This is a genomic window from Flagellimonas sp. 2504JD4-2 (assembly GCF_053642935.1).
Genome location: NZ_JBSIOV010000002.1, coordinates 305308 through 323613, shown reverse-complemented (window position 1 = coordinate 323613; position 18306 = coordinate 305308). Strand labels below are relative to the sequence as shown.

Sequence of the window (18306 nt, the reverse complement as noted above, 5' to 3'; positions counted from 1 at the left end):
GAAGTTATGACCATGAGAGCTTTTATAAAAATAAGTGGTTTGTGGATTGTCTGCTTGATACTGGTGCAATGCAAATCCACTCAACAACCCAATGCTGCAAAGGTGGTGCATCAGGGTGCAGAAAGGTCTATTACAATAGGTGAACCATTTGTAATTTACAAACTGCCCTATGCTTATGATCATTCCATAATCTATAATCCTAGTGATAAAAAATGGCATTTGTACGGCATCATTGCCGACAATAGAGAGTTTATCCACCTTACAGCCGATTCATTGACCCAGAGAGGTTGGGAAAAACATCAATCATACACTTATAAAGACCAAGAAATTTGGGCCCCTCATATTATTCATCACGATGGATTGTATTATATGTTCTATACCAGCATCGGAGTGCCGCGCCAAATAAGATATGCTGTTTCAAGAGACTTGTTTAGTTGGGAGCATCCTTCCGATGAACCCTTGTTTGCCTATGCCAACGCGTTTACGGGGAATCAAAAGAATAAGGACCCCATGGTGTTTAAACATGGGGATACATGGATAATGTACTTCAGCATGCTCAAAGATGACAAGCACTGGGTAGTTGGATACAGTACCAGCAAGGATTTGGTACATTGGGAAGGCCCCGAAATATGCTTTGATGAACATACTGAAAGTCCGGGAGTGGAATCACCATTTGTGGTAAAGCGAGGAGAATATTACTATTTGACATTGTCCGCACGACCATGGCCTCATGGCGCCCAAGAGTTTTTTAGGAGTAAATCCCCATTCAGTTGGAAGGTGACAGACCGAGTGAAAAGAATAGACCCATGGCATGCTGCAGAAATAGTTAGGGATTTGGATGGGAAATGGTATTTATCAAGATCATCTGGAGATCAACAGGATTTTAAGCTAGCACCAATGTTATGGAATGATGGATTGGAAAATGAAGAAACATCAATGAAACCACCGAATCAAAAATAATATGAAACAAGATTACAATTCAAACCGAATGAATTATCCGATGACATTAGCTAAAATTAAAAATGGAATTTTACCAATGCTGTTTTTTCTGGCAATTAATCAACTATGGGGGCAACAAGTTTTGGTGGAGGCAGAAAGTTTTGTTGATAAAGGCGGTTGGGTTGTAGATCCTCAATTTGTTGAACAAATGGGCTCTCCGTATTTAATGGCGCATGGTTATGGAGAACCTGTCAAGAATGCTTCCACTACGACGGAATTTAAAAGGACAGGGAAATACCATGTTTGGGTAAGAACCAAAAATTGGGTGCCCGGAAATTGGACACCCCCTGGGAGATTTAAACTCAAAATCAATGGAGAAGAGTTTGAAAGTGATTTAGGAACCAATCCAGGTTGGTCATGGCAGTATGCAGGCTTAAAAACCATAGCCAGTGGTAAGGTTGAAATACAGCTGGTCGATCTTACTGGATTTAATGGGCGATGCGATGCAATCTATTTTTCCACCTCAGATGAAAAACCTCCAAATACATTAAATAAATTAAAGGAATGGCGTAAAAATATCACGGCCAAACCCGATACTCCCGAAAATGAACAGGAATATGACCTGGTTGTTGTGGGCGGTGGGATTGCGGGGTGTGCAGCATCTATAGCCGCCGCGGAGCAGGGCCTGAAAGTAGCCCTTATCCATGATCGACCAGTGCTTGGAGGAAATGCAAGTAGTGAGATTCGAGTGCACACCTTGGGGATTTATGGCCATTTTGAGCGCATTCTTAGGAAAATTGATACAGAACACTATCCAAATGGTTCCCCCGAGGCACACAAGGACCAAGAAAGGAGGGATAAAAATATTAGGAACTATGAAAATATTGAGCTCTTTCTGAATTGGAGAGCCTATGATGCAACGGCCTCGAACAACACTATCCAATATGTTGATGCCAGACATACATCCACAGGCGAACGAACCCGTTTCAAGGCACCGCTTTTTGTCGACTCCACGGGGGATGGATGGATTGGGTATTGGTCGGGGGCTGAGTTTTCCTATGGTAGGGAAAGTGCCGACAAATATGGTGAATCGTGGGAGAAATGGGGAGAACTTTGGAGTCCAAAACAACCGGACAATGCGGTAATGGGATCTTCCGTACTATGGCGTTCTTATGAAACGGATATTAACGAAATTTTTCCTGATGTGCCCTGGGCTTTGGATGTTACGAAAGGATATGAAGCCATTAAAGGTGGATGGCGCTGGGAATTCAGTAGAAACGATCTTCACCAGATTCATGATGCCGAAGAAATAAGGGATCACATGCTTAGGGCTATTTATGGCTCATTTTCGAATGCGAAGAAAAATCCGGAAAATGCCAAGAGAAAGCTCGAATGGGTTTCCTATTTAGTAGGAAAACGGGAGTCAAGAAGGTTGGTGGGAGACCATGTTTTTACTTTCAAGGATGTTCTGGACAATCGTAAGTTTCCTGATGCTGTGGTGATTGAAAAAAGGGAAATAGATGTGCACTATCAGACCGTGCTGGAAGATGAGAACAACCCCGATTTCAAGTCCGAGGCCTTATTCTATCATACGGATACCTATTATATTCCGTACCGCAGTCTCTATTCAAAAAATATTGACAACCTTTTTATGGCGGGTAGAAATTTCAGTTGTTCCCATGTGGGACTTGGAGGACCAAGAGTAATGCGGACTACTGGGCAAATGGGAGTTGCGGTCGGGTTGGCAGCATCACTCTGCAAAAAATACGACGTGAATCCAAGGACAATATACAGAGGCTATTTGGATGAATACCTGGCCCTTATCGAGTCCCAGAAATATGAATCGGTTCCAAAACCCAAAGAATGAAGAAAGTATCTGGCATTTTTCTGTTTTGTTGGCTTCTTATGGGTTGGGTTTTTCCAACACAGATTGATTTGGAAGTTGATGATTTCAATATCAAGCCAAAAAATGGAAAACCTGAGTTCTATACCATGCAATGGACAGATGGAACTGTGCTTGATCATAAAGAAACCCCTTTGACAATTTATGTTGAAGGAATGGGGCAACAAAATATACAGTTATTGGTGGATAAAAAACAGACTGGAGTGCTATATGCCGCAGACATCTGTACACCCGTTTGTGCCGATGGTGACTGCAGGTTAATGTACATCAGGTTTTATTGGAATCTGTTGGGGAAATATGCAGGTTTCGATAGAGTTTTGGATGAACCATTGACCAAACATGACCATGACGAGTTTTTAGAGGAAGATTATCAGAGATTGCACCTATTGCTACAGGATGCACATTCAGTTTTAAGGGGTAGGGAAGTGAAAGATTTGGTGAAAACACCTGAGTCCAATGGAGTTGATGCTGTTGCCGGAGCTACAATCGCTGAGGTAAAAGAGTCGGTGGTCGAAGGAGCATTATATTCATGTTATACCGCCTGGCAATTGGTTCACGGAGATACTAAGGAAAGGATGAAACAACACACGATGTCTACGTATGATGATAATTTGAAGAGACATATGTTGCATAGCGACGAATACGATTATCAGCTCTTTGCTTTGGAAAGACTTGACCAGAATCAATTTCTGGACAATCAAAAAAGAATTCTTGAAATACTCCAATCAAGTATTCCACTGGTAAGGAGGTTCATAATCAACAACCTTCCTAAAATATTCTGGGAAGATGAGCACTTGCAATTACAGCTATGGGAATGTTTCAAATCCATCGATGTAAACAGCAAAAGTCTTTTGCTCAATCATGTCGATACAGCTTCGGAAAAAGCACTGGAAATAGTGTCGGAAAACTTGAAAACCATGACCAAAAACCAACTTAAAATTTACTTGGAAAACCTAAACAAGAAACAGTATTTGGGGCAAAACACCTTGGATAATCTGCAAGCCTTTGCTGCTTCCAACCATGCAATATATGGATACCTTGTAAAGGCATTTTTAGAAAATTATCAGAAGTAAACCAACCAGACATGAACCAAGTCGATTACATAACCATAATAATATTCTCTCTGCTCGTTGTGGGAGCAGGTCTTGCTTTCCGTAAAAGGGGAGGGGATATGAAATCCTACTTTGCTGCCGGAGGTGCTGTTCCCTGGACTTTTAGTGGCCTATCCCTTTTTATGAGCTTCTTTTCGGCCGGTACTTTTGTAGTATGGGGATCTATTGCCTACGAAATGGGCATGGTGGCCATTGTTATCCAATTGGGCATGTGTGTTGCGGGATTTTTAGTTGGATATTTCATTGCTCCGGCATGGAGAAAGACCAATGCCCTGACTGCCGCCGAATTTGTACGTAAAAGACTTGGCGATAGAACCCAAAAGTTTTACACCTATGTTATTCTGATGCTTTCGCTGGCCTATGCCGGTTCCTTTTTGTACCCCGTCGCCAAGATTATCAATGTTTCAACCGGATTTTCCATAGAAGCCTGCGTGATTGTCTTGGGATTGCTCATTTTAATCTACACAGTAGTTGGTGGACTTTGGGCGGTAATCATTACCGACGTGCTACAGTTTGTAATCTTGACCGCAGCGGTAATCATTGTTGTCTATCTTTCACTCCAGGAGGTGGGAGGTTTCACCAATTTTGTGGAAAGGGCTCCTGAAAACTTTTTTGATTGGACCAATCAGGAATATTCGTGGCTATTTATAGTTGCCTATGCCTTTTACAATATGATTTTTTTGGGAGGCAATTGGGCCTACGTACAGCGCTATACAAGCGTTAAAAGCCCTACAGATGCTAAAAAAGTGGGGTTAGCGTTTGGATGGTTGTATTTGTTGAGCCCTTTGATCTGGATGTTGCCCCCCATGATTTATAAGGTGCTGAATCCGTCCTTGGACGGCCTCGAAAATGAAGGCGCGTATTTATTGGCATGTAAAGAAGTACTTCCTATGGGAATGCTGGGATTGATGCTTGGGGGAATGGTATTTGCAACGGCCAGTTCTGTGAATACCACTTTAAATTTGGCGGCTTCTGTTATCACTAATGACATTTTTAAGGTAATAAAGCCAAAGGCTTCGAACAATACAACCATGTTTGTGGCGAAAGTCTCTACCATATTGTTCGGTATAGCGACCATTTTGGTGGCATTGTTGGTCCCAGCTGCGGGCGGGATTGTCAATGTGGTGATTACTATTGGTGCTGTAACGGGTTGCTCCCTTTATGGACCTCCTATATGGGCATTATTTTCTAAAAGACAAACGGGTGCATCAATACTATGGATAACTGTAATAAGTCTTACAATCAATCTTTTGTTTTTGTTTTTCGCGGAACCTGTTTTAGGCCAAGGCCTATCAAGGGAATACGAAATGCTGTTGGGAGCGATTGTACCTCTGGCCTTGCTCATGGGTTATGAGTTGTATGCGAAGATGACAAATAGGGAAGATTCCCAGTATCTTGAGACTTTAAGCGGCGGAAAAGCTCCGCTGGCCATTGTGGAGGATAATGTGGAACAAAATTCATTTGGGGCCAAAGTCTTGGCAATTACACTGGCAATTGTCGGGGCTTTGATCGTGACATTGGGCATCTTGACAAAAGAATCCAACGCAGTCGTCATGTTCGTTGGTGCAATTGTGATGACAGTGGCCCTAGGGGTCCATCCATCGATAAGATTGGCCCATGAAAAAAAATAAGATAAAGCCGATTTAGGCAAAATACTAAGTAACCAAGAATGATTAAAAAAGGATTTGAATCAGCCAGAAATAACAAAACAGTCCAGCTTCAAGCAGATTTGGTGGTCGTGGGAGGGGGATTGGCAGGAGTCTGTGCGGCTATTGTGGCAGCAAGGGATGGCCTAAAAGTTATTTTGGTGCAAGATAGACCCGTTCTGGGAGGAAATGCCTCGAGTGAGGTGCGACTCTGGGCTTTGGGAGCAACTTCTCATATGGGCAATAACAATAGATGGTCAAGGGAAGGTGGCCTTATCAATGAAATTCTATTGGATAACCTAAAGCGTAACAAAGATGGGAACCCTCTGATTTTTGATACAATACTTCTGGAAAAGGTATATCAAGAAGACAACATTACGTTACTGTTGAACACTGGTGTGTACGAAACCATTAAGGTTAGTAAAAATAGGGTAGAGGCTGTTAGGGCCTTCAATAGTCAAAATTCTACATCCTATCGAATAAGTGCACCTTTTTTCTGTGATGCTTCTGGTGATGGCATTGTAGGGTTTCAAGCTGGGGCATCTTTTAGGATGGGTGCCGAAACTATGGAAGAATTTGATGAGTTGTTTGCCCCAAATATTGAAGACTATGGAAACTTGCTTGGGCACTCACTCTATTTTTATACAAAAGATGCGGGCAAGCCCATTAAATATATCCCCCCGGCATTTGCAATTGATAATGCTGCAGAGTTACCTCGAATCAAGAACTATCAACTCAATGAACATGGATGCAAACTTTGGTGGGTTGAATACGGCGGAAGGTTGGACACCGTCCATCAATCTGAAGATATCAAATTCGAGCTTTGGAAGGTAATCTATGGAATTTGGGATTACGTAAAGAATAGCGGTAAATACCCAGAGGCCGAAAACTTGACTCTTGAATGGGTGGGTACCATTCCGGGGAAGCGTGAGAGCCGTCGTTTTGAAGGAGATTTTATGCTTACCCAGAAAGACATTGTGGAGCAACGGGATTATTATGACCGTGTGGCTTTCGGGGGATGGGCCATGGACCTGCATCCCGCTGATGGTGTCTATAGCAAGCACAATTCCTGCACACAATGGCACAGCAAAGGTGTATATTCAATTCCCTACAGATGCTATTATAGCAAGGATATCGACAACCTATTCTTGGCAGGCAGGATAATTAGTGCATCGCATGTTGCATTTGGGTCTTCACGGGTAATGCTCACATGCGCACATGGGGCACAAGTGGTTGGCAAGGCAGCTAAAATATGCAGGGACAATGGATTTCTACCAAAAGACCTGGCCCAAAAAGATAAGATCTCCCAATTACAGCTTGCTTTAAACAGGGATGGGCAATCCATACCTCGTTTAGAGATTCCGGATACGTTGGATTTGGTGCAGTCTGCTACAATTTCTTCATCCTCCCAATTGGAACTGGGTAAAATTAAAAGTTCGGATGAATGGTTACCATTAATGGCAAATACAGCCAAATTGCTGCCACTAAACGGAAACAAAAAGTACAACTTTGGGGTAAGTTTGAAAGCCTCAGAAAGTACTTCAATAACCCTAAAATTGAAGAAAAGCTTGGAGAGTACGCATTTTACCCCGAATGTTGAGATTGCCTCACAAGAATTCACTCTTTCTAAAGGTGTTCAGAATATAAATTTTCAAATCCCGGAGACCTTGGACGATGACTGTTACGCATACGTCTGTTTTATGAAAAACAACAAGGTTGAAGTTCAGATGTCAACCGAGTTGTATTCTGGTACTACCACGGTCTTTCAGAAGAAGAACGAAGCTGTTTCCAACAACGGAAATCAATCCCCTCCTGAAGGCATTGGTGTCGATAGTTTTGAATTTTGGACTCCTGAAAGAAATCACAGAGGCATTGCGATGGAAATTACCCCGGCAATTCCTAAATATTCCAGCGAAAATATCAAGTCCGGGAATGTGAGGCCCACGCCAGATGGACGGGTCAATTGCTGGTCAGCAGCGATGGATGATAACCATTCAAAACTTGTATTGAACTGGGATAAAAAAATTAAAGTTCAGCTGCTTAAATTGTTTTTTGATTCAGATTATGACAATGCACTCGAATCCATATTAATGACACATCCTAAGGAAACAATCGATTTTATCGTAAAGGACTATAGGGTTTTTGACGATTCGGGTGTACTTATTTTTGAGAAAAAAGACAATCATCAGGCCATCAATGAGATTGAGCTAAACGACGCTATTTTTACCAGAGAGCTTTCTTTCGAGTTCGAAAAGCCTCAAAAAGAAGTTCCGGTAACGGTATTCAAGATATCAGCTTTTGCCGGATGATGCCGAACTTAGATGTACCGAGCAAAAAAAGTATTGCTTGGAGTGGTTTATTTGGTAGCTAAAATGCATTTCAAAAGATAGTTTTGAAATCCATGTCCCAATTATAAATATTTACACTTAGAATGACCAAAAAAATAAAGAGTACGTGCAACAAAACACGTGATTTTAGAAATGTTTTGATGCTTTTGATAGCTTGTATTTTTGCTGTTAGCGTCAACAGTCAAAAAAAATCCTTTGGTGCTTACAAACAAAAGATCCCAGGAACGGATCTTACAATATCGATGAAGCCGATACCCGCAGGAAGCTTTTCAATGGGTAGCCCCAATGGCGAAAAGGGAAGATCGGCAGATGAGGGACCCGTGCATAAAGTTGATATTGCCCCTTTTTGGATGGCAGAATTGGAAATCACATGGGATTTGTATGAATTGTTTATGGCCAGGGAAATAGATAATGTCAAAGGTGGCGCTTCAAAAGGAAAGGAAGTTTCCATCGATGTTGATGCGGTATCCGGCGCTACTACTCCTTATGTGGAAATGAGCTTTGGAATGGGAACAGAAGGTTACCCCGCCATATGTATGACCCAAAATGCTGCATCAAAATTTTGTGAATGGCTGTCGGCTATGACCGGTAATTTTTATAGACTTCCCACCGAGGCGGAATGGGAATATGCGTGTAGAGCGGGCACTGAGACGACCTATTCTTTTGGAAACAATGCAGATCAATTGGGAGACTACGCTTGGTACTCAAAAAACAGTCAAAAAAAATATCAAAAAGTTGGGCAGAAGAAGGCTAATCCCTGGGGCCTAAAAGATATGCATGGTAATGTGGCAGAATGGACGTTGGATGCATATGATTCCGACATCTATGACAACCGTAGTGGTTATAAAACGTCAGATCCTTTTGTCAAACCCACGAAAACATATCCTAGGGTGGTACGTGGTGGTTCGTGGATGGATGGTTCGGAAAAACTTAGAAGTGCCGCAAGGGTATATTCTGAGAAAAGATGGAAAATTCAAGATCCACAGATTCCCAAGAGCAAATGGTGGCATACAGATGCCACATTTGTCGGATTCAGAATCGTAAGACCTTATGACACTCCAAGTGAAAAGGAGCAAAAGATCTATTGGAAAGCAAAACATACAAAATAAATATCATGAATAATCAAGCAAACAAAAAGGATAGTTCCGTTAGCAGGAGATCGTTTGTAAAAACAACCGGACTTGCAACTGGAGGAATATTGGCGAGCAGCATCCCATTTGAGGCAATGGCACAAACGGGAAAAGTTGAAAAACTAAAACTTGCAGTAGTTGGTTGTGGTGGAAGAGGAACAGGAGCAACAGTTCAAGCACTTACGGCTGACAAGGATGTTGAGTTGGTCGCTATGGCCGATGCATTTCAAGATCGTTTGGAGGGAAGCCTTAGTGCCATTCAAGAGCACTTTGATGGAGAACGAAAAATCAATGTCAAGGAGAAAAATCGGTTTACCGGGTTCGATGCCTACAAAAAGGCGATTGATCTGGCCGATGTAGTTGTGCTTGCAACGCCTCCAGGATTCCGTCCGCAGCACTTTGAGTATGCTATTTCCCAAGATAAGCATGTGTTCATGGAAAAACCTGTCGCCACAGATCCAGCTGGTGTCAGAAGAGTGCTTAAAGCGGCCAAGTTGGCCAAGGAGAAAAAATTGAATGTGGTTGTCGGTCTACAACGCCACTACCAGAAAAAATATACCACGCTATATGATCAGGTCAAACAAGGTGCTATAGGTAAGATTACATCCGGGCAGGTCTACTGGAATGGAGGAGGAGTTTGGGTTAGAGAACGCCAAGAGGGGCAGAGTGAACTGGAATATCAAATGCGAAACTGGTATTACTTCAATTGGTTATGCGGGGATCACATTTTGGAGCAGCATATCCATAACATTGATGTGGCCAACTGGTTTATCGGGGAATACCCAACAATGGCACAAGGTATGGGAGGAAGACAAGTGCGTAACGGAAAAGATCATGGAGAGATATTCGACCATCACTTTGTAGAGTTTACTTATCCTTCAGGCGCTATGGTTTCAAGTCAATGTAGACACCAAAGAGGATGTCACAATAGGGTAGATGAGGCATTTCAGGGGAGTAACGGAAGCGTGGTCATAAGCAAGGGAATTATTTCGGATTTGTCTGGTGCTGAGAAGTTCAATTATTCAGATGTCAATCAAAGTCAGCAAGACCCTAACCCATATCAGGTGGAACACGACCGACTTTTTGCTGCCATACGAACCAAGTCAGAACTGTTGGCCGACGGTGAAAATGGTGCTAAATCAACTTTGGCTGCGATTATGGGACGAATGGCAACCTATTCAGGTGATATTATTACATGGGACCAGGCCTTGAATTCGGATATACAGCTTGTTCCGGACAACCTGAATTGGGATTCTGAGGCACCCACATTACCAGATGCAGATGGTAATTATAAGATTCCTGTTCCCGGAGTAACCAAGTTTGCATGAGACTAAAACACCAAGAAAATGAAACGAAGAAATTTTGTTAGTTCGATAGCGGCAACAACGGCCTTGGGCGTTATTCCGGGAGTGATGATGGGACAAAAAGAAAGTAGACCGGTCTATAAAGATTTCAATTTGAAATATGCCCCACATTTGGGGATGTTTCAAAACCATGCCGGAAAAGACCCTATAGACCAGCTCAATTTTATGGCTGATCAGGGATTTACAGCTTTTGAAGACAACGGTATGAAGGGTAGAACCATTGAACTTCAAGAAAAAATGGCTTCAACCATGGCCAAAAGAGGTATTGCAATGGGAGTATTTGTGGCCCATAAAATATATTGGCAAAAACCAAACCTCGCTAGTGGTGACTTGAATTTACGGAATGAGTTTCTTTCCCAGATCAAGGAATCGGTTGAAGTGGCCAAGCGCGTAAATGCAAAATGGATGACCGTGGTTCCTGGTCATGTGGACTTGAGACAGAATATGGGGTATCAAACTGCACATGTGGTGGAATCCTTAAAAAGAGCATCGGATATTTTAGAGCCCCATGGACTTGTAATGGTTTTGGAACCCTTAAACTTTAGGAACCACCCTGGTCTTTTCCTTTCAGAAAGCCCACAGGCGTATGAGGTTTGTAAGGCTGTGGATTCTCCTTCCTGTAAAATTCTTTTTGATATATATCATCAGCAGATTCAAGAAGGAAACCTCATTCCGAATATTGAGGCCTGTTGGGAAGAGATAGCTTATTTTCAAATTGGTGATAACCCAGGTCGAAATGAACCTACTTCTGGTGAAATCAACTATAAGAATGTCTTTAAGTTTATCCATAGCAAAGATTACAAAGGCATCCTTGGAATGGAACACGGTAATTCGATTAAGGGCAAGGAAGGCGAGAAAAGAGTTATCGATGCCTATGTTGAATCAGATAACTTTTTATAACTACTGGTCAACCTTAAATTGATAAATGGTGGTACTTTCGTAAGTATCACCAGGTTCCAGCACCGTTGATGGATACTGGGGCTTATTGGGAGAATCAGGAAAGTGTTGCGTTTCCAAGCATAGCGCATTTCTATATGCATAGCTTATATTTCGCTTTCCTGTTATTGTTCCATCAAGAAAATTTCCAGAATAAAACTGAACTCCTGGTTCCGTGGTAAGAATCTCCATCACCCTCCCGGTTTCAGGTTCTGTTACTTTAGCAACCAACTCCAACCCTTCATGCGCTTTGTCAAATACAAAATTGTGATCGTATCCCAGACCGACAACCAATTGCTCATTGTCCTCAGCTATGCGCTTTCCAATGGCTACGGGATTCCTGAAATCGAATGGAGTTCCTTCAACCTCGGCATGTTCACCCAATGGAATCAACCCTTCATCCACTGGAGTATAGCGAGATGCCATTAGTTGTAATTTATGATCAAGAATGGATGAAGCTCCTCCATCCTTAAGATTAAAATAGGAATGATGGGTCAGGTTTACTATGGTCTTTTTATCCGTTGTTGCCTGATAATCTATCCGTAATGCATTTTCAGATGTTAAGGTGTAGGTGACCTGACATTTTAAAGTTCCTGGATAACCTTCTTCCCCATCTGGACTGGTATAACGCAATTCAACCCCTAATTCATTATCACTCTGAAAAGGTTTAGCTTCCCAAACACGTTTGTCGAACCCCTCGTCACCACCATGCAACGAATGCCCATTATTGTTGGCGTTTAATGTATACGGAATACTGTCAAGACTGAACGTGGCATTGCCAATTCTGTTTCCATAACGTCCCACGATACAACCAAAATAAGGACTCTGCTCTTCAAAATCCTTCAGATTATCATGACCGAGCACAACATCGCCAAAAGCTCCATCTTTGTCTGGAACTTCTATGCTGGTGACAATTCCGCCATAATTTATTATGCCTACGGACATTCCCGCTTTATTCGTCAGTTTATAATGGGTTATTTTTTTTCCGTCTGCGGTTGTTCCAAAATCTGTTTCTTCAATTCCAGCATTTCTTGAAGTTTCTGTACATCCCATATGGACAAGCGTGAGTAAAAAGACAAAGAAAATTGCCTTTAGTTGACTATAATTTGTATAAAATCTATTTCTCCTGAGAACCATTTAACCAATTTTTTGGTTATGTGTTGAAGCAACTAGCTACATCTATTGCGGTATTTTCAAATCTAATCAAATTGATGGATTTACGCAGATTGAATGCCATATTTTATCAAAGCTTGGAGCAAATGTGACATTTTCCCTTGACTACCAGATTATAGTTTTCAAGGGTATAATCTTCAGGCAAATCCAATTTTGGAAGCACTCTTTGAGGCATGCACATGGTTTCTCCACATCCAGTGCAATGAAAATGCATATGTAAGCCTTTGTTTGGTGTACAATCACAATCTTCATCGCAAAGTGCGTAGTTGGCCGCTCCAGTTCCGTTGTCTATTTGATGGACAATGCCTTTTTTCTCAAAAAGTTTTATTGTACGATACAATGTTGTACGGTCCGCCTTTTCTAAAGCATCTTGGATAGAATTCAGTGTTTTGGCTGTTTTGCTGTGGGCAAGAAACTTTAAGACCAATAGGCGCATTGCGGTCGGACGCACTCCACGGTCTTCCAATAAATTTTCCAAGCTTTTGTCCATAGTTTATTTGTGCTGTTGTTCGTTTCCAAGAGGTTTTAAGATGAGCCCAATACTAAATATGAATCCATCTGTGGGAGCGTAGATTTCGGGAAAAGTAGGGTTTTCATGTGGGGGAAGTACCAGCGGTGAAAATCTACTTTGTCTACGATCCGTAAAATTCTCAAAATTCACAAAAACACTTCCCCAACCAAAGTTACGCATTCCCAGTAGCCCCATAGTGACAAAATCGGTTGTTTGAATGTTATTTGAAAGTAACTGTTTCCCTATATAATAGGTTTCATAGCCAATACGCCATTTTGGTGATTCGTACATAAGTACACTACCCATATTATGTCTGGTTGTTAATGGTTTTTGAGGATTTCTAGGTAGGTAGTTCAATCTAGCATCAATTAAGGCATAATTCAAAAACCACTTAAAATTCTTATGCGCGAACTTTATGTTGGTTTCAGCTCCTTTACTTATAATGCTTCCTGTGGCATTCTCAAATTGGTACAATCCTTCATCCGTGGATCTCAGAAGCAAACCATTTTTTATTGCCGTGACATAAAACAATTGGTTGATGGAAAAACTAACTTGTTCAAACAATCGGGCTTGATAGTTGAAATCCAAATTAGCCCCATAAGATTTCTCCGCCCGTAACACATTTTTGTCAATAGGAAGAATATTGCGGAAATTGACGAATGCCGCTTCTTCAGTAAATATATCGGGAATTTTATATCCCAATCCTCCACCAATTCTGGTTGAGAAATTTGCTCTCGTTTTGTAAAGCAATGAAACCCTGGGTAAGGTAAAGAACCCCCAATCTTCGGAATAGTCTGTACGTAATCCCATTTCAAAAATCCAATGGTCAGAAATGTCATGAATCATGTTGGCAAAAGTACCATAGGTGATATCAGTTTGGTCTCTTTCCAGGGATTGGGAATCCTCATCAAATGAACTCGTATAAAGATTTGCTCCAAACACCCATTCCGATTTGCTGCGCTCGATTGCTAAGGTGGCTTCTGAAAATGAATTCCATTGTTTTCCCTTAAATACAAAATCAGGTATTTCCAGTTCACGGTTGAAAAAGGAGATACTGTTTTTTACCCTAATTGTTTTTATGGAATCCAATCGTGTTTCCAAGACTGCCTGACTATTGATTCGTTTAGAGCTGTTGGTTTCGGAATATTGATGGATCCCATTTTGACCATCTTCGATAAGCGACATGTCTCCACCTTTGCGCTCATCCAAAGTACCGTTCAAACCAAACCAAAGTGTGGTACTTTTAGAAGGATAAAGGAATAATTTTGGGTTTAATGAAATAGATATTGTTTTAGGAAGGTTGCTAAATCCATCATTTTCAGGGTCATATGCGTTTTGATGATGAGCTGAACCATAGATTATCCACCCAAGCTTTTTATTTTTTTCACTATAAAAAATATTACCGGTACTTCCTTGAGCTTGGGTTTGGGTAAGCATAATATCCATCTGTGGCTCCTCTTCCGGAACCTTGGAAATTAAATTAACAAGTCCAGCTATTGCTCCACCACCATAAAGAGTGGAGGAACTACCCTTTACAATTTCAAACTGTTGCAGGTCCAGCGGTGGAATCTGCAAAATACTTAGCCCGCTCGAAAAACCTCCGTACAAGGGGAAACCATCCCGTAGCAGTTGGGTGTATCGACCATCCAGCCCTTGAATTCTTATGTTGGTGTTTCCGCTACTAAGCGACGTTTGTTGCATTTGAATACCAGTACTCTCACGCAACACCATGGAGATATTTGCTGGATTCATGATGGCTTTCTCACCAAGTTCCTCGATACCAATATACTCTATTCGAGTAGGTATTTTTTCTATGGTTCTTGTGCTTCGTGAAGATTGCAATACTACCTCTTCAAGTACATTGGTGCTTTCTTTTAAGTGAACAATCAATTGCTCCTGCATGGGAACATGAATGGTCGAATGATATGTTTCAAAGCCGATATAAGAAATGGTCAGTTGATATGCTCCTTTCTCAAGGTTTTCTAAAATGGCCTGCCCGGCAAAATCCGTGATAGCGCCAAGTTTTAGGTTGGATAAATATACGGAAGCTCCAAGAAGAGGTTCTTTTTCAGTGTTGGTAAGAACCTTTATTTGAACGTTATGCTCTTGACCTGTGATCAAACCACAAACCATAAGCATAAGCCAAAGGCTTATTAAATGTTGTTTCATTGAAATGTTATTATTTGACTGTTAAAGTTTGAAAGGCAGATGCCTCGCTAAAGAACTAGCCAAAAAATCTGGGAGGTTGGAAAAGGGAATACAGTATTTCTTGAATCACTCCCTGCTTATCAGTATGCAGCTCGGATGAAAAATCAGGTTTGGTGGGAAGAAGAATAGCCAAATCGGCAGAAATAACATGGACATGGCAGCACTGACATTGACAGAATGGGGAGCACAGATGGCCTTCGTCATGTTCATGGGCACTGTCCGCGCAAGAAACTTCAGTCTTTATTGACTGAGAATCCAAAGCTTCGTCTCCGCATGGAAGTAGGTTCAAAGACAAAAAGTATGCAGAAAATACAATCAGTATCCATTTCATAATGCAAAGATAATTTAAAGTGAATGCAACAACATTGCAAAATCGCTGTCCAAGTGCAAAACTTTTGGTTTTAAAATCATTTGGCAAAATGCTACACATTATGTAGCTTTGCTATTAAATTTGTAGCAAATGGCATTACCTATACCTGGAAAACCTGTAAGAGGTTCCAAAACAGGACAACCCATTATGGCTTTATTAGATCTTTTGGGACGTAGTTGGGCGATGGGAATTGTTTGGCATCTTTCCAACGGCCCTAGCACCTTTAGAAAGCTTCAGGAGTATTGTGAATCCATATCCCCAACCACTTTAAACTTGAGGTTAAAGGAACTTAGGGATTCTTACCTGATCGAACGAACCGTGGAGGGTTATGCTTTGACCGAACATGGTGAAGAGCTGTTCGGATTGATAGAACCTCTTGGTGGTTGGGCAAGAAATAGATGGGCGAAAAAATTCAAATAAGGAAGAATGAGAAAGATTACCAAACCCACTGTAGATGAATACCCAGAATATTCAAGTATTTATATGGATTTATTGGATGATGACGGGCTGATTTTAAAGCATTTATGGGATAATTTTATCGCACTTCGGGATTTTGTCCAGCAGCTTCCAGATGAGAAGTTATACTATCGGTACAAAGAGGATAAATGGACGATCAAGGAAATTCTTGTGCATCTTATTGACGATGAGCGCGTCTTTACCTACAGGGCCTTGCGGTACGCACGAAATGATGAAACCCCGCTTCATGGTTTTGACCAGGATTGGTATGTGAAATATTCGCAAGCGAATAAACGCAGTTTGGATAGTATATTTGAGGAGTACGAGTTGGTCCGAAAAGCAACCATTGCTCTTTTTCAGTATCTACCCAATGATTGTTTTTTAAGAAGCGGAGAAGGTATTGATTTTGACGGCAGTATTATTAATAGAAGAACGGTTCGCGCTTTGGCATATCATATAGCGGGCCACGAACTCCGACATTTCAATATTATTAAAGAACGATATCTAGGAATTCCATTACCTAAAGGAATCTCCACATTGCACTAAAGTTCCCCTGAGTGTTCCAGAGCCCTAATGGCATCTGGATTCAATTAAATTATTTTATAACAATAACCGAAATCATGAAAAAACTTGTTTTCAAAGAATTCATTATCGCACTCGGTTTTCAATGTTTTATGTGTTTAAGTCTTATTGGCCAGAACGACAGCAAACCTGTAATTGAGCTTAAAAATCTCTATTCCAACAACGCAGAGTTTAGATCCGTTGTTGATCGTATGTTCCAAAATGTACATGAACTACCAAATGGCATGGCAAACCCATGGAAAAATAAAAATGTTGAGGATTTGCACACCTTTATGAACGAATGGTTTTATTTTTTGCCGAATACCAAAAACGGACTTGATCGAATTCTGGAATTTTCTTTCCTATATCATAAAAACCCTGATGGAATGGAATTTATCCTTGAAGAACCTGGCAAAAGCTGGTCATTGAACTTTATAGCGGAACGCGGAAAATATATGGACAGCCCAGAATCGACCAAGAATATATCGGAATGGCTTTCCGACCCTGTTCTAAACAACAAGGATTTTGTAGAGCCAATCGGAGGGTTTAAGTCGTTCAACGATTTTTTTACCCGCGACCTCAAACCAGGAACTAGGCCAATTACGGCAATTAATGACAATTCTGTTCTAGTGGCTCCTGCGGATGGTGTTGTCAATATGATCAACAACAATGTTCAAATGGACTCCCAAATTCCGACCAAAGGAGGTATGACATTAAGTTTAAAGGAATTGTTGGGTGGCTCCAAATTCTGTGAAAAGTTTGTTGGTGGAACTGCCATGGCATTTTTCTTATTGCCTACTTATTATCACCATTTCCATGCACCCATTTCAGGGATTATGGTGGAGTCCAGAGACGATGTGGGCGATAGACTTTTTGGTATGCCCGATATTCTTGATATTATCAATGATGGAAACGTAGCTTATAACAAAGATTATAGCGTTTTTCAGAATTTTAGGCATGGGTATTATATTATTGATACCAAGGATTACGGACATATTGCAATGATTCCTATTGGATTGCAAACCATAGGTTCTGTGGTGTTTGAGGAAAAATTCAAGGATATCGTTGATTCAAACCCTATTAAAGTGTACAAAGGAGATAAACTGGGACATTTTGCCTATGGGGGTTCTACAGTTTTGCTTTTGTTTGAAAAAGGTAGGCTGAACGCCATCAACGTTCAACTGGGACAAAAAGTTGGTGTATTGTCAAAATAGGCAAAACAAAAAAATGAATATTGACGGTTATAAAGTAGAAACACGCCCCATAACGGTATCAGAATATCAAAAGCTTCGAAATACCACAAATTGGCAGTTGTTAGAGGATCAGAAAGTGGCAAAAGCACTTAACCAAGATTTGTTCTCGGTAGTGGTGGTTTTCGAACAGGATATTGTTGCGATGGGGCGTGTAATTGGTGACGGTGCCATCTATTTTTATATCCAGGATATTATTGTACATCCTTCACACAGGGGACAAGGTGTGGGGAAACTCATTATGGAAGCCATAGAATCCTTTCTTTCCGCAACTATACAGGATTATGGCTTCATTGGTCTCATGGCCGCAGAGGGCGTGGAAACATTCTATACCTCTTTTGGGTATACTAAAAGGCGTGACGGTAGCCCTGGAATGTATAAGATTATGGGAAGTTAGCT

At 41.2% G+C, this 18306-nt stretch carries 16 protein-coding genes; 12 read left to right on the top strand and 4 right to left on the bottom strand.

Features of this window, described 5'->3' with window-relative positions:
* The first annotated feature begins 6 nt into the window (after positions 1–6).
* The 8 genes from ACULLH_RS08180 to ACULLH_RS08145 all read left to right on the top strand — a co-directional run bounded on the left by ACULLH_RS08180 (position 7) and on the right by ACULLH_RS08145 (position 11342).
* Complete coding sequence (locus ACULLH_RS08180) at positions 7–960, top strand: family 43 glycosylhydrolase (RefSeq protein ID WP_454088255.1); 954 nt, start codon at positions 7–9, stop codon at positions 958–960.
* Positions 961–1000: 40 nt separating this feature from the next.
* Positions 1001–2806 carry an FAD-dependent oxidoreductase gene (locus ACULLH_RS08175; protein ID WP_454088254.1) on the top strand — a complete coding sequence of 602 codons (1806 nt, stop codon included), beginning with the start codon at positions 1001–1003 and terminating at the stop codon, positions 2804–2806.
* The gene (locus ACULLH_RS08170) at positions 2803–3915 is read left to right on the top strand and encodes a hypothetical protein (RefSeq protein ID WP_454088253.1); all 1113 of its coding nucleotides are present in this window, start codon (positions 2803–2805) and stop codon (positions 3913–3915) included. Before ACULLH_RS08175 ends, ACULLH_RS08170 begins: the two co-directional genes overlap by 4 nt.
* An 11-nt stretch (positions 3916–3926) precedes the next feature.
* The gene (locus tag ACULLH_RS08165; protein ID WP_454088252.1) at positions 3927–5585 is read left to right on the top strand and encodes a sodium:solute symporter family protein; all 1659 of its coding nucleotides are present in this window, start codon (positions 3927–3929) and stop codon (positions 5583–5585) included.
* Between the two features lie 38 nt (positions 5586–5623).
* Positions 5624–7909, top strand: a complete 2286-nt coding sequence (locus ACULLH_RS08160) for an FAD-dependent oxidoreductase (RefSeq protein ID WP_454088251.1) — start codon at positions 5624–5626, stop codon at positions 7907–7909.
* Between the two features lie 122 nt (positions 7910–8031).
* On the top strand, positions 8032–9057 hold the full coding sequence (locus ACULLH_RS08155; protein WP_454088250.1) for a formylglycine-generating enzyme family protein: 1026 nt from the start codon (positions 8032–8034) through the stop codon (positions 9055–9057).
* A 5-nt stretch (positions 9058–9062) separates the two neighbouring features.
* Positions 9063–10406, top strand: coding sequence for a Gfo/Idh/MocA family protein (locus ACULLH_RS08150; RefSeq protein WP_454088249.1), 1344 nt, complete (start codon positions 9063–9065; stop codon positions 10404–10406).
* Between the two features lie 18 nt (positions 10407–10424).
* Complete coding sequence (locus ACULLH_RS08145) at positions 10425–11342, top strand: hydroxypyruvate isomerase family protein (protein WP_454088248.1); 918 nt, start codon at positions 10425–10427, stop codon at positions 11340–11342.
* Here ACULLH_RS08145 and ACULLH_RS08140 read toward each other — a convergent pair whose 3' ends face one another.
* From ACULLH_RS08140 to ACULLH_RS08125, 4 genes are all read right to left on the bottom strand, one after another.
* Positions 11343–12515, bottom strand: coding sequence for an aldose epimerase family protein (locus ACULLH_RS08140; protein ID WP_454088247.1), 1173 nt, complete (start codon positions 12513–12515; stop codon positions 11343–11345).
* Positions 12516–12621: 106 nt separating this feature from the next.
* The gene (locus ACULLH_RS08135; RefSeq protein WP_454088246.1) at positions 12622–13041 is read right to left on the bottom strand and encodes a Fur family transcriptional regulator; all 420 of its coding nucleotides are present in this window, start codon (positions 13039–13041) and stop codon (positions 12622–12624) included.
* Between the two features lie 3 nt (positions 13042–13044).
* Positions 13045–15231 (bottom strand): TonB-dependent receptor, encoded by a 2187-nt coding sequence (locus ACULLH_RS08130; protein ID WP_454088245.1) that lies wholly within the window; start codon positions 15229–15231, stop codon positions 13045–13047.
* Positions 15232–15286: 55 nt separating this feature from the next.
* On the bottom strand, positions 15287–15601 hold the full coding sequence (locus ACULLH_RS08125; protein WP_454088244.1) for a DUF6660 family protein: 315 nt from the start codon (positions 15599–15601) through the stop codon (positions 15287–15289).
* 129 nt (positions 15602–15730) lie between these two features.
* On the opposite strand from ACULLH_RS08125, the gene ACULLH_RS08120 reads away from it, so the two are divergent.
* The 4 genes from ACULLH_RS08120 to ACULLH_RS08105 all read left to right on the top strand — a co-directional run bounded on the left by ACULLH_RS08120 (position 15731) and on the right by ACULLH_RS08105 (position 18304).
* The gene (locus ACULLH_RS08120) at positions 15731–16060 is read left to right on the top strand and encodes a winged helix-turn-helix transcriptional regulator (RefSeq protein WP_454088243.1); all 330 of its coding nucleotides are present in this window, start codon (positions 15731–15733) and stop codon (positions 16058–16060) included.
* A 6-nt stretch (positions 16061–16066) separates the two neighbouring features.
* Complete coding sequence (locus ACULLH_RS08115; RefSeq protein ID WP_454088242.1) at positions 16067–16642, top strand: DinB family protein; 576 nt, start codon at positions 16067–16069, stop codon at positions 16640–16642.
* Positions 16643–16716: 74 nt separating this feature from the next.
* Positions 16717–17871: a phosphatidylserine decarboxylase gene (locus tag ACULLH_RS08110; protein ID WP_454088241.1), complete on the top strand. Its 1155-nt coding sequence runs from the start codon at positions 16717–16719 to the stop codon at positions 17869–17871.
* Between the two features lie 13 nt (positions 17872–17884).
* On the top strand, positions 17885–18304 hold the full coding sequence (locus ACULLH_RS08105; RefSeq protein WP_454088240.1) for a GNAT family N-acetyltransferase: 420 nt from the start codon (positions 17885–17887) through the stop codon (positions 18302–18304).
* The last annotated feature ends 2 nt before the right edge of the window (positions 18305–18306 follow it).